Source organism: uncultured Lactobacillus sp. (assembly GCF_948948975.1).
In the GTDB taxonomy this organism is placed as follows: Bacteria; Bacillota; Bacilli; order Lactobacillales; family Lactobacillaceae; genus Lactobacillus.
This window is the reverse complement of sequence record NZ_CARBVX010000003.1, coordinates 20,080-33,199: the sequence shown is the minus strand read 5'-3', so window position 1 is coordinate 33,199 and position 13,120 is coordinate 20,080. Positions and strand designations below refer to the sequence as shown.

14 protein-coding genes, 1 tRNA gene and 1 riboswitch are annotated in these 13,120 nt (G+C 34.3%); of the genes, 12 read left to right on the top strand and 3 right to left on the bottom strand.

Annotated features, from left to right (window positions below):
- Nucleotides 1-148: 148 nt before the first annotated feature.
- Complete coding sequence (locus tag Q9R40_RS02125) at nt 149-1,009, bottom strand: ROK family protein (protein ID WP_297939039.1); 861 nt, start codon at nt 1,007-1,009, stop codon at nt 149-151.
- 354 nt (nt 1,010-1,363) lie between these two features.
- Between Q9R40_RS02125 and Q9R40_RS02120 the strand changes: the two genes are divergently transcribed.
- Nucleotides 1,364-1,813, top strand: coding sequence for a type II CAAX prenyl endopeptidase Rce1 family protein (locus tag Q9R40_RS02120; protein ID WP_304676119.1), 450 nt, complete (start codon nt 1,364-1,366; stop codon nt 1,811-1,813).
- A 39-nt stretch (nt 1,814-1,852) separates the two neighbouring features.
- Here Q9R40_RS02120 and Q9R40_RS02115 read toward each other — a convergent pair.
- Together Q9R40_RS02115 and Q9R40_RS02110 are read right to left on the bottom strand one after the other, a co-directional pair.
- A tRNA-Gly gene (locus Q9R40_RS02115) sits at nt 1,853-1,923 on the bottom strand.
- A 26-nt stretch (nt 1,924-1,949) separates the two neighbouring features.
- Nucleotides 1,950-2,561 (bottom strand): SOS response-associated peptidase family protein, encoded by a 612-nt coding sequence (locus Q9R40_RS02110; RefSeq protein WP_304676118.1) that lies wholly within the window; start codon nt 2,559-2,561, stop codon nt 1,950-1,952.
- 134 nt (nt 2,562-2,695) lie between these two features.
- Here Q9R40_RS02110 and trpS point away from each other — a divergent pair, with 134 nt between their 5' ends.
- The 11 genes from trpS (at nt 2,696) to glmU (ending at nt 13,116) form a co-directional block, all read left to right on the top strand.
- Complete coding sequence (trpS, locus tag Q9R40_RS02105) at nt 2,696-3,724, top strand: tryptophan--tRNA ligase (RefSeq protein WP_304676117.1); 1,029 nt, start codon at nt 2,696-2,698, stop codon at nt 3,722-3,724.
- Nucleotides 3,725-3,743: 19 nt separating this feature from the next.
- Complete coding sequence (locus tag Q9R40_RS02100) at nt 3,744-4,232, top strand: deaminase (RefSeq protein WP_003649538.1); 489 nt, start codon at nt 3,744-3,746, stop codon at nt 4,230-4,232.
- On the top strand, nt 4,222-4,809 hold the full coding sequence (locus tag Q9R40_RS02095; RefSeq protein ID WP_304676116.1) for a TPM domain-containing protein: 588 nt from the start codon (nt 4,222-4,224) through the stop codon (nt 4,807-4,809). Before Q9R40_RS02100 ends, Q9R40_RS02095 begins: the two co-directional genes overlap by 11 nt.
- 56 nt (nt 4,810-4,865) lie before the next feature.
- Nucleotides 4,866-5,038: riboswitch (M-box (ykoK) riboswitch) on the top strand.
- Between the two features lie 69 nt (nt 5,039-5,107).
- Entirely contained in the window at nt 5,108-6,139 is a 1,032-nt protein-coding gene (locus Q9R40_RS02090) for a cation-transporting P-type ATPase (protein WP_370648931.1), read from the top strand.
- Nucleotides 6,140-6,237: 98 nt separating this feature from the next.
- Complete coding sequence (gene metG / locus Q9R40_RS02085) at nt 6,238-8,214, top strand: methionine--tRNA ligase (protein WP_304676115.1); 1,977 nt, start codon at nt 6,238-6,240, stop codon at nt 8,212-8,214.
- Nucleotides 8,214-8,987, top strand: a complete 774-nt coding sequence (locus tag Q9R40_RS02080) for a TatD family hydrolase (RefSeq protein WP_297937756.1) — start codon at nt 8,214-8,216, stop codon at nt 8,985-8,987. Before metG ends, Q9R40_RS02080 begins: the two co-directional genes overlap by 1 nt.
- Complete coding sequence (gene rnmV, locus Q9R40_RS02075) at nt 8,971-9,534, top strand: ribonuclease M5 (protein ID WP_304676114.1); 564 nt, start codon at nt 8,971-8,973, stop codon at nt 9,532-9,534. The genes Q9R40_RS02080 and rnmV overlap by 17 nt, the downstream gene beginning before the upstream one ends.
- Nucleotides 9,524-10,414, top strand: a complete 891-nt coding sequence (gene rsmA, locus Q9R40_RS02070; protein WP_300722399.1) for a 16S rRNA (adenine(1518)-N(6)/adenine(1519)-N(6))-dimethyltransferase RsmA — start codon at nt 9,524-9,526, stop codon at nt 10,412-10,414. Before rnmV ends, rsmA begins: the two co-directional genes overlap by 11 nt.
- Before the next feature lie 75 nt (nt 10,415-10,489).
- Nucleotides 10,490-10,729 (top strand): Veg family protein, encoded by a 240-nt coding sequence (locus tag Q9R40_RS02065; protein WP_004895990.1) that lies wholly within the window; start codon nt 10,490-10,492, stop codon nt 10,727-10,729.
- 117 nt (nt 10,730-10,846) lie between these two features.
- Nucleotides 10,847-11,683 carry a pur operon repressor gene (purR, locus tag Q9R40_RS02060; RefSeq protein WP_297937766.1) on the top strand — a complete coding sequence of 279 codons (837 nt, stop codon included), beginning with the start codon at nt 10,847-10,849 and terminating at the stop codon, nt 11,681-11,683.
- A 47-nt stretch (nt 11,684-11,730) separates the two neighbouring features.
- Nucleotides 11,731-13,116 (top strand): bifunctional UDP-N-acetylglucosamine diphosphorylase/glucosamine-1-phosphate N-acetyltransferase GlmU, encoded by a 1,386-nt coding sequence (glmU, locus tag Q9R40_RS02055; RefSeq protein ID WP_300722402.1) that lies wholly within the window; start codon nt 11,731-11,733, stop codon nt 13,114-13,116.
- Nucleotides 13,117-13,120: the final 4 nt, after the last annotated feature.

Genomic DNA, 13,120 nt, shown 5'->3' with positions numbered 1-13,120 from the left:
TTTATAATAAAAGTAAAGCGCTTTAATTTAAAAATATATACTTTTGTTTAATTAGATAACAAAAAAGGACTGAGATAGTTTCCTCAGTCCTTTTTCATGATGCTTTCAAACACATTTATTTAATAATAAAAAAGTGTCTATATAAAATTTAATGCTCTTTTTCAAAATCTGCAACCGCTCCACGCAAATTTGCTTCATTTTTTAACGTACAAATATCCAAAATTGGTTTAATTGTCGTAACTTTGATCTTATTTCTTAATTTGGCAATCTCATCATCAAGTAGTGGAACTAATTCGGGATTTTGTGAAATTCCACCACCAATAATAATTTTTTCAGGATCAAAACTATGTTGAATATTAAAAATTGCAACAGCAAGAGCATGGAGGAACTTTTCACGTTCTTCTTGAGCAATCGGATCATCAGTGTCAGCAAGCTCAAAAACGGTCTTACCATCAAAATCTTTTCCAGTTTTTTTATTATAACGCTTAGCCATGACAACAGGTGAAGCTAGATCGCTTAACTGCTTACCATCAATAATCATAAAACCAAATTCACCACCGTAGAGATGAGCACCATGCCAAATTTGATTGTTAATAATGATACTTCCGCCAACACCGGTACCAATAACTAAAAATGCCATGCTCTTGCATCCTTTAGCTGCTCCGTCAGCTATTTCGGCAAGAGCTGCACAATTTGCATCATTTTCGATACTTACTGGTAGACCAAATCTTTTTTCTAATTCAGGTACAATTTTAAAGTTATGAATATAAGGTAGGGCACTTGCTCCTTCAATTACTCCAGTAGCTTTATTAACAGCACCAGGAGAAGAAATTGCTACACCATCAATTTTATGATCGGCTTTTATCTCATTAACTGCATCAGTCAATTCCTCATAAAAAGTCTCTAAATTATCTGGTGTATCAATGGTAAATATCATTTTCAATTTTTGATTTATCCAAGTAGCGATTTTAATAGTTGTGCCACCAATATCAATTGCGATTAAGTTCATTAGTATTACCTCTCTTTTTATCTTATCTTTCATGTTAATCATCAACGTAAGCGCTGTCAATAAGTATATATTTTTCCTGAAGTATAACTAATAGTAAATACTTTGCTATAATTGAAAGTAATTGATATAAAGGGGAAAAGACATGAATACACCGTCGTCCAGACAAGGAAATTTGACTAGATATATTGTTTATTTGGTCTTATATTTAATTGTAATTGGAGTTAAAAAATTAGCTCTGTTAAATGATCATGTAAATAAAATAGGGTACTTTTTTTTCTTGCTTTGTGCCTTGTTTACTTTATATTTTTATATTCGACAATTTAATCGAGAACAAAGATTTTTTGAAAAAAAACCATGATGCCTTTATTAGCAGATTATGGATTTATAGTTGGTGTATCTATCTTGGTCATTTTAGGACGCATTTTTATTTCCTATCTTCAAGCCAAGGGAAGTGTTCCTTTAATGTCTTTTCAAATAATTTATCAAAAGGCTGAATGTAATCTTTTATTTTGGTTTCTTATATTTTCTACTGGTCTTTTGCTGCCAGCAATGCAAGTATATTTAACAACAGGTTTTTTCTTTAATTACGGGTTTAGAGCTCAGAATATGGCTAGCGGAATAGCGGGAATTATTTGTTCAGGCTTTTTCTACGGAATACTTAATTTTCAAACTTCATTTAGTTTGTTTATTCTCAATAGTCTTTACGGGATGCTTTTTGCTTGGTCTTACTTATATTCGCAAAGAATCGTGATGCCAATTTATTTAGCGATCCTAAATGGGATTTTTATGGTGATTTTAGCTTAAAAAAAGAGGAACTTTATGAAGTTCCTCTTTTTTAATATAAGCGGATAGCGTGAATCGAACCCGCATCTTCAGCTTGGGAAGCTGACATTTTACCATTAAACTATACCCGCATAAGCAAAATGATTATATCATTTTGCTAACGATGTGGCAACTGATGTCTGTCTAGATTATATTCTGACCGGTCAAGTAGAGAAGTAAAGTTTTGAAAGAGCCAACGACGTAATTCAGATGGCTTTAATACTAATGGCATTCTTTCATGGACTGGAAGAACAGTATCATTAGAAGCAGTAGTAACCATTGAAAAATCAGCACCTTTATAAATGCCAGCAATTAGTGCCATCGGTTCATCTTTTGCAGTAAAAGATGAGTGCTCATGATAGGTTTTGTTATTTGAAGCAAGGTAAGTTTGCTTGCTGCTTTCCCAGAATTCATTAGCTAAAATAATACAACGCTGACGAGCAAATGAATCATCCCACATTGATGGCTTTTCTTCATAAAAACGCTCTACCCGAGCATTATAAATTACTCGATTCTTTTTAAATGGACTAGGATAGCCCCATTTCTTTTCGACTAACTTTAGTTCGTCATCGCTATATAGCATAACTAAAGATGGAGATTTAGGATAAATTTGAGTAACAGATTCAAATTTGTCTTCAATGTTTTTTGATACAACTAGCGGTAATTTTAAATCAGTTTTTAGATATGTCTTAATTTCTTTAAGTGACGGCATTTCATAATGACTACACATCCTTATTCATCCTTTCTTTATATAATTTTTCTCTCAATTTAATTTTAGCAAGTTTTAGGTAAGTTTAAACAAATAAGGTTTTTTGCTAGAATTGGAGGTAAAGCTAAAGATTACAGATATATTGGAGAAAAAATATGACAAAGGAAATTTTATTAACTGGAGACAGACCAACCGGAAAGCTTCATATTGGTCACTATATTGGCTCCTTAAAAAACCGTGTAAAATTACAAAATGAGGGTAAATATGAACCTTATATTATGATTGCCGATACTCAAGCATTAACTGATAATGCTAGAGATCCTGAAAAAATTAAGAATAGTTTAATTCAAGTAGCTTTGGACTACTTAGCTGTTGGGTTAGATCCTGAAAAGTCTACCATTTATGTGCAATCACAAATCCCTGCTCTTTTTGAATTAACTGCTTATTACATGGATTTGGTAACAGTTGCCCGTCTAGAAAGAAACCCAACTGTTAAAACTGAAATTAAGCAAAAAAACTTTAAAGATTCAATTCCAGTCGGTTTCTTAAACTACCCAGTTTCTCAAGCAGCAGATATTACTGCTTTTAAAGCAACAGTAGTTCCAGTTGGGGATGATCAAGAACCAATGCTTGAGCAAACTAGAGAAATTGTTCGTACTTTTAATAGAGTTTATAATACTGACATTTTAGTTGAACCAAAGGGTTATTTCCCACCAAAGGGACAAGGTAGACTTCCAGGTTTAGATGGAAATGCAAAAATGTCTAAATCACTTGGAAATGCAATTTACTTGTCTGATGATGCAAAAACTGTACAAAAGAAAGTTATGTCAATGTACACAGATCCTAACCATATTCATATTGAAGATCCTGGTCAAGTAGAAGGAAATACTGTCTTTACCTATCTTGATGTTTTTGCACCAGATAAAGATAAGGTGGCTGAGCTTAAGGAACAATACCAAAAAGGTGGCTTAGGGGACGTTAAAATTAAGCGTTACTTGAATAAGGTTCTTGAAGAAGAACTCGGGCCAATTAGAGAGCGTCGAGAAAAGTTTGCTCAAGATCCAGATGCTGTATACGAAATGTTACTAGAGGGATCAAAAAAGGCAAATGAAGTTGCTAACCAAACTTTGCAAGAAGTTAGAGAAGCAATTGGTTTAAATTATTTTGATAGATTAAATAAATAATTTAAAGAGGGTAAGACTGATGACGAGAGACAGGATTCCGTGGAAGCAATATTTTATGATGCAGGCGTTAGTTATTGCACAGCGCTCAACTTGTGATCGTGCCCTAGTGGGAAGTGTGCTAGTTAAGGACGATAGGATGATTGCCACTGGCTATAATGGAAGTGTTTCTGGACAGCCTCATTGTGATGACGTTGGTCATTTAATGGTTGATGGACACTGTGTTAGAACTATTCACTCGGAAATGAATGCCTTAATCCAGTGTGCAAAAAACGGTATCTCAACTGAAGGTACTGAAATTTATGTGACTTATTTTCCTTGCTTTAATTGCAGCAAATGCTTAGTTCAAGCTGGTATTAAGAAAATTAACTATTATTATGATTATCATGATAATCCCTTAGCACTCAAATTACTGCGAGAAAAGGGTGTGGCGATTGAACAAGTAACGCTAGATCATAAATATGTTCAAAGCTTAGCTGATAGGTTAGAGAAGGCGGATAATGAAAAATAAGTTTATCAGTTTTGGAGTACTCTTAATTTCTTTTTTACTATTTACTGCTAGTACAACTTCTTTTGTTAGTGATCCGCAAAATTTATTTAATAACCAGACTAAAGAATTAGTAACTCAAAAAAATAAAGAATACCAAAAAACAAAAAGTAAGCCTGAGATTCGACTTTTAAGTCTAAAAAATAGTAATGATATAAATAAAATTAGGCCGATGAAAAATCAGGTAATTATTGTAGCCGCATTACAAAATAAAAGAAAAAATGTTCAAATTCTTGTTGGTAAAAATTACCAAGATGTTTTGACACAAAATAAGTGTAGCAACATTATTCGATATGCAGGCGATAAATTAAGAAGTGAGAAAAAATCAAACTTCAATTCAGGAATTCGATTAGTTTTTAATGCCTGTGCAACTTTAATTGCACAAAAAGATAAATTATTTTATGATAAAAATTCTTTGACTCAAGAAGAGTTACAAAAAGTTGACCATCCACAAAGTGTAAGTTTAGTTTGGGGATTAGTGATTGCAGCTTTAATTAGTTTTGGATTAGTTTTATTCAAAAGCACGCGAAAGCCACATTAGGGCTTGACTAAAAGCTAGTTAGCCGTTAAAGTATCAATAGAAATTAAATATTAGAGCAAATAAACTGTTAGGTGAGACTCCTACGTGAACACATGCTGTCGCCCAGCAACATCCAGAGATGCCAACGGGTCAAACAGGGATCGTCGATATAAGGCCCTCCCCAGCCAGCTAGTTATATTTTTATAACCTTACGTCACGTAGTGTTAAAACTGAACGACGAGTATAAAAATCGCTTGGATTTAAGCCGATGCAGTTTTTGCATCGGCTTTTTGTTTGTTTGCTAGGTTCTTAAGAAAGGATGTTGAAGATGTTAAAAATCAACACTTCCGGCAAAAGACATACTACAGACACCAAGCTGGTGCGCCGGATTGCATGCGAAGACAAATTTGCAACACTGCAACGATTAAAAACCTCAATTAGTGGCCTTCAAACTAAAGATGCGAGGCAACGCTTAGCAAAAAATGGTCCTAACGAAATTATAAATAAACCTAAAAATACTAGACTTCAATTTTTATGTGAAGCATTTATGACGCCTTTTACAAGTATTCTTTTAGGCTTAGCAATTGTATCTATTGTGCTTAACTATAAATTGAAAGTGCATAATTTAGATACACCTGTTTTAATTGTTTTAGTTTTGATTATTTCTGGAATATTAAGTTTCATTCAAAATATCAAGATTAGAGCGGCTATTCAAAATTTACTACATAAAATATCGCCTACTACTAAAGTTATGCGTGACTGTATGCCACAAGAGTTGGCAACTAAAGAGTTAGTAGTTGGGGATATTATCTTGTTACAAGCTGGAGAAGTAGTTCCGGCAGATGTAAGAATTTTAAAGAATAATAATATTATTTGTTCAGCTGATTTCTTTATGGATGAAGATAATCCAATATATAAGAGTGAAATTACTTCTTTAGGTCAGAGAAACAATCATGGTTATGTAGACTATGCCAATATTTTATACGCAGGTACAAGAATTCTCGCAGGTTCTGGAGTTGGAGTAGTATTTGCAACTGGAAAAGAGACTGTTTTTGGAAAATTAGCTCAAAATATTTCCAAAATGGAATTAAAGAAACACGTATTTAATTTAGATACCAGAAATTTAACAAGAGTATTTTTGATTCTAGCTGCAGTTATTGTGCCCTTGTTTTTAGTAATTAGTAGTATGATGCATGGTAATTGGGAAAATACTTTAGTATTTGCACTTGCCGTAGTTGTAGGATTAACCTCTGATGCAGTTCCTATTTCTATCACTAGCCAATTGCTAAAAAACTCAATTCACCATCCGAGTAATAATATGGTAATGAAAAAACAAAATCAATCTAACTAGGAATTTCTAAAAAAGAAATTCCTTTTTTAGTACACAAATTTATGTAGGCATGCTATGTTATACTAGCAATTAAAAGACTTATGAGAGGAAGAATAAAGATGGCTGAAAAGAAAACTTTCTATATTACTACACCTATTTACTATCCATCTGGAAAATTAACTATCGGTAATGCGTACACGACTATTGCTGCCGATACCATGACTCGTTATAAAAAATCTCGCGGTTTTGATACATTCTTCTTAACTGGAACTGATGAACATGGACTTAAGATTGAGCAAAAAGCTGAAGCACAAGGTATTAAGCCGCAAGAATTTGTAGATAAAATGGCTAATTCTTATAAGGATTTATGGAAAATGTTAGACGTTTCCTACGATCGCTTTATTAGAACGACTGATGAAGATCACGTTAAAGCTGTGCAAAAGATTTTTGAAAGATTATTAAAGCAAGGCGATATTTACTTAGGCGAGTACACTGGTTGGTATTCTGTAGAAGATGAAGAATATTTCACCGAATCACAACTTGCTGAAGTATATAAAGATGATGATGGTAATGTTATTGGTGGAAAGGCCCCATCAGGACATGAAGTACGCTTAGTTAAGGAGCCATCATATTTCTTCAGAATGAGTAAATATGCTGATCGTTTACTTCAATACTATAAAGATCACCCAGACTTTATTTTGCCTCACTCTCGTGAAAAAGAAATGGTAAATAACTTTATTAAGCCAGGCTTAGAAGATTTATCTGTTACTCGTACGACAGTTGATTGGGGAATCCCTGTACCTAGCGATCCTAAGCATGTTGTTTATGTTTGGATTGATGCTCTTTCTAACTATATTACTGCTTTAGGATATGGCTCAGACGATGATTCATTATTTAAGAAATATTGGCCAGCTGACGTACATTTAGTTGGTAAAGAAATTGTTCGCTTCCACACTATTTACTGGCCAATTATGTTAATGGCACTTGATCTCCCTCTTCCAAAGCAAATCTTTGGTCATGGTTGGGTATTGATGAAAGACGGTAAAATGTCTAAATCAAAGGGTAATGCTGTTTACCCAGAAATGATTGTTAAACGTTATGGTTTAGATGCTCTTCGTTATTACTTGATGCGTGCAATTCCATTTGGTTCAGATGGTATTTTTACTCCTGAAGATTTTGTTGAAAGAGTTAACTTTGATTTAGCTAATGATCTAGGTAACTTGTTAAATAGAACTGTTTCAATGATTAATCAATATCAAGAAGGACAAGTTGCTCCAGTTGCTTCAGAACAAGATGAATTTGCCAAAGATTTAATTAAAACAGCTAATGAAACAATCGCTGAATATCAAAAACAAATGGATGCACTCCACTTCTCCCAAGCTTTAGACAGCGTTTGGAAGCTTATTTCTCGTGCAAATAAATATATTGATGAAACTACACCTTGGACTTTAAACAAAGAGGGCAAGAGTGAAGAATTAGCTAAAGTGATGACTAACTTGGCTGAAAGTTTACGTTTAATTGCAATTTTAATTGCACCGGTTATGACGCAGAGTCCAGTTAAGATGTTTGAACAGCTCGGACTTGACTGGAATAATGATGACCAAAAGAAACTTGATTTTGGTGGCTTTGACTGGAACATTAAGGTAACAGAAAAGCCAACTCCAATCTTCCCACGACTTAAAAATGATGTTGAAGTTAAGTACATTAAAGAAGAAATGAAGAGGGCTAAGCCAAAGAAGAAGACTAGAAGCCAACAAAAAGAAGAAAAACACATTACGATTGATGATTTTGATAAAGTTAAAATTCAAGTAGGTCAAATTTTATCTGTTGAGCCAGTAAAGGGATCAAGTAAATTATTAATGTTTAAACTTGATTTTGGTGATGGCAACGAACGTCAAATTTTAAGTGGTATTCGTAAGTTTTATCCAAATGCAAGTGAACTTTTAGATAAAAAGGTCCTTGCAGTTACTAACTTAAAGCCACGTAAGATGCTAGGACATGAAAGTCAAGGTATGCTTTTATCTAGTGAAAAGGATGGCAAGGTTAAGTTAGCTATTGTTGGCGATGAACATGAGGTTGGAGCTGAATTAGGCTAATGGAGATTTTTGATTCGCATACACACTTAAATGATGCACCTTTTCGCGGAAAAGAAGACATTTATCTTGAACGAGCTAAAGAATTGGGTGTTGTGAAAAGTGCGGTTGTTGGACAAGATCCTGAATTTAACGAACGTGCGATTGACTTGAGTCAAAGATTCGATAACTTATATGCTATTGTTGGTTATTGTCCCGATGTTGCTAAAGACTATGATCAAAAAGCTGAGGATAAGCTAGTTGAGCAACTAAAAGAACCTAAAACTGTCGCTTTAGGAGAAATTGGACTAGATTATTATTGGGATGAATCCCCGAGAAATGTACAACGTAAAGTTTTTGCGAGACAACTAGATTTGGCTCATAGTTTAAAAATGCCTGTTAATATTCATACTCGAGATGCTTTTGAGGATACTTATCAAGTTTTGAAAAATAGTCATGTCGGTGAATATGGTGGAATAATTCATAATTTTAACGGTAATCCGGAATGGCTTAAGAAGTTTCTTGACTTAGGAATGATGGTTTCATTTTCTGGTGTGGTTTCTTTTACTAAAGCGGTGGATGTTCATGCGTCAGCTAAGGCTGTGCCATGGGACAAGTTTTTAATTGAAACTGATGCTCCGTATTTAACGCCAAAGCCATATCGTGGAAAACAGAATGAAACAGGATATGTACGCTATGTAGCTGAAGCAATTGCCGATTTGCGTGGAAGTTCTGTTGAAGAAGTAGCTAAGCATACATTTGAGAATACGATGAGGGCATATGGAATCAGAAAATAAAAAACAATTTAATGCTGTAATAATTGTTGAAGGTCGAGATGATACCAAGCGTCTAAAACAATTTTTTCCTGGAATTGAAACTATTGAAACCAATGGTTCAGAGGTATCTGAACAAACTTTAGCTGAAATAAAGAAACTATCTCAAACTAGAGAAATAATTATTTTTACTGATCCAGATTATAATGGCGAAAGGATTCGGCGCTTAGTTACCCAAGCAGCTCCTCAAGCTAAGCAAGCCTTTATTACACGTAAAGAAGGGGAACCGACTAAGCGTGGAAACAGTTTAGGGGTTGAACACGCCTCAAAAGAAGCCTTGGTTCGTGCTTTAAGTGATTTGCATGAGGTTAAACCGATCGAAAGTGATATTACTAAGGAAAAGTACGATGAGTTAGGGTTAGGGATGAGCTCAGGCGCCCGTCTTTTACGTGAAAAGGTTGGAATTAAGCTAGGAATTGGATATGGAAATAGTAAACAATTTTATAAACGCTTAAAGATGTTTGGAATTACTTATGATGAATTAAAGAGGGCAGTTGAAGATGTCAAATAGTATGCCGATTGCAAGTCCAGTTAGAACTCAAGCAATTGTTAATCGCTATTTTATGCATGCGAAAAAGAATTTAGGTCAAAACTTTTTAGTGGATTTAGCAGCAATTAAAGGAATTGTTGAAGCAGCTGATATTCAACCAGGAGACCAAGTTATTGAGATTGGGCCTGGAATTGGCTCATTAACTGAACAACTTCTTTTAGCTGGAGCTAAAGTTTTGGCATATGAGGTTGATCAAGATTTACCAGAAATCTTAAACAATGAATTGCCACAAAAAATTGATGGTGAAGAATTGAAAGATCGCTTTAAGTTAGTAATGAAAGATGTGTTGAAAGCTAACTTTGTAGAGGATAATGATGGTTTTCTTGATCTAAGTAAATCAGTTAAGATTGTTGCTAATTTACCTTACTACATTACAACTCCAATTATTTTTAATTTGATTAAAAGTGATTTGGATTTTTCAAGCTTAACCTTAATGATGCAAAAAGAAGTTGCTGAACGATTGGTTGCTAAGCCGAAGACAAAGGAATATGGTCCTTTGTCTATTGCAGTGCAAAGCCGGATGAATGTTCGCTTAGCTGAAGAAGTAAAGAGTACATCTTTCATGCCAAGACCTAAAGTTGATTCCGCGGTTGTTGTTTTAACGCCTCTTCTTGAAAAGCCTGACATTAATGATTATGCATTCTTTGATCATGTAGTAAAAATGTGCTTTGCTCAACGTCGTAAAACTTTAGCTAATAATTTGAAAACTTTAATTAAAGATAAAGATGAACGCGAGAAATTAATTAATGATCTAGGACTAGACGTTAGAGTTCGTCCGGAAGAATTAACTTTACATCAATTTGTTCAGTTATCACATCTTTTAAAAGATCGGCAGGCATAAAACGATTACAAATTACAGACTTGAAAAAATATTAATTTTTTGATAAAATTAATCCAAGCAAAGGAGTGACGTCCAGTGCCAACAACACTAATGGCAATTAAACAAAGTTTGGATTCTCATTTGGGTGAAAACTTAGTAGTAGTAGCTCAAGCAGGAAGAAAAAAAGTAACCCGTCGTAAAGGTAGATTGACTAAGACTTACCGGGCAGTATTTGTTGTAGATCTTGATCAAGATCAAAACAATTTTGAACGAGTATCTTATAGTTATACTGATTTATTAACCAAGAACATTGAGCTTGAGTTTGATGAAATGTAGTCGACAATAGAATATTACGAACAATCACTAGTATTTCACTTAAAATGCTAGTGATTTTTCTTTATATAGAGTATATTTAAACGTAGAAATCTATTTAATGTTTAGGAAGGTAAAAGCATGAAACGTTCAGAAAGATTAGTTGATATGGTTAAGTATCTTTTGGCTCGCCCTCATACTTTGATTGCATTACCATTTTTTGCAGATCGCTATGGTGCAGCAAAATCTTCAATTTCAGAAGATTTGGCAATTTTAAGGCAAACTTTAGCCAACGATCAAAATGGAATTTTAGAAACTGTAGCCGGAGCAGCAGGTGGAGTAAGATACATTCCTTTTGTAGGAAAAAAAGAAGCTACAGACTATCTTCATGATTTAGCTGACCGTATTGAAGATCCTGATCGTATTTTACCCGGTAATTTTGTTTACTTATCCGACATTTTAGGCTCGCCACAAGATTTACGTCAAATTGGGCAACTTATTGCTACCAAATATGCTTATAGTAATATTGACTATGTGATGACGATTGAGACTAAAGGAATTGCTATTGCACAAGCTGTAAGTCGTTTCTTAAATGTGCCATTTGTAATGGTTAGAAGACGTCCTAAAATTACTGAGGGATCAACAATTTCAGTTAATTATGTTGCTTCTTCAAGTGAACGAGTTGAAAAAATGGAGTTAGCCAAAAGACTACTCCCAGAAGGAAGTAATGTACTAATTGTCGATGACTTTATGAAAGGCGGAGGTACTTTAACTGGTATGGAAGAACTAGTTAAAGAATTTAAAGGTACTGTTGCCGGTATGTGTGTACTTTGCGAAACAAAGTATGCCTCTCAAAAAGTAGTTGATGACTACCAATCCTTAATTAAAATTACTGAAGTTGATAGAGATAAGAAATTAATCAAAGTACGTCCAGGTAATTTCTTAGAGCAGACAGACTTCAATCGTTTCCCAAAATGATATACTGATAGATAGCTTAAATACGATATTGAGGGGATATTAAATTCATGAATAAATATGTTGTTATCTTAGCTGCTGGAAAAGGTACCCGTATGAAGTCAAAACTTTACAAGGTACTACATAAGGTTTGCGGAAAAACGATGGTAGAACATGTTGTTGATGCAGCAAAGGGAACTAATCCAGATAAGATTATCACCGTTGTTGGTAATGGCGCAGAGAGTGTTAAAGATGTATTAGCAGATCAGTCAGAATTTGCTTTCCAAGAAAAGCAATTAGGAACTGGAGATGCAGTTTTAGCAGCAAATGATCTATTAGAGAATTTAGAGGGATCAACTTTAGTTGCTACTGGAGATACTCCATTATTTACAGCTGAAACCTTTAATAATTTATTTAAAAAGCACGAAGAGAGCGGAAATAGTGCAACTGTTTTGACCGCAAAAGCTCCAAATCCATTTGGCTATGGACGTATCATTCGTGACGAAGATGGAAATGTCCTGAGAATTGTTGAACAAAAAGATGGTACTCCAGAAGAGTTAGCTGTTGATGAAATTAATACTGGTGTCTTTTGTTTTGACAATAAAGAGTTATTTAAAGCTCTAAAACAAGTAGGTAACGACAACGCTCAAGGTGAATACTATCTAACTGATGTTTTAGAAATTATGCGTAAGGCCGGTCACAAGGTTGGCGCATATGAAATGCCAGACTTTAGCGAAAGTCTCGGCGTTAACGATCGAATTGCCCTTGCTCAAGCAACTAAAATTATGCAAAGAAGAATCAATGAAGAACACATGAAAAATGGTGTATCATTTATTGATCCTGATACTGCATATATTGATAGCGATGTTAAAATTGGCAACGATACTGTTATCGAAGGAAATGTTGTTATTAAGGGTAAAACTGAAATTGGTAGTAACTGCTATATTACTACTAGCTCAAGAATCATTGACTCTAAGATCGGCAACAATGTAACCATTACTTCTTCAACTCTTCAAGAAGCTCAAATGGATGATAATACTGACATTGGTCCTAACTCTCACCTTCGTCCAAGGGCAGTAATTCGCAAAGGTGCACATATTGGTAACTTTGTTGAAATTAAGAAAGCTGAAATTGGAGAAAATACTAAGGTAGGACACCTAACTTATGTTGGGGATGCAACTTTAGGTAAAGATATTAATATTGGTTGCGGAACTATTTTCTCTAACTATGATGGTGTTAAAAAGTTCCATACTAATGTTGGTGATCATTCATTCATTGGTGCAGGTGCTACGATTATTGCTCCAGTTAATATTGCTGATCATGCATTTGTTGCGGCCGATTCAACAATTACTAAAGATGTCGAGAAGTACGATATGGCAATTGCCAGAGGTAGACAGACTAACAAACCAGATTATTGGCACAAATTACCTTTAGCAAAAGATAAAGAATGGGAATAAATTT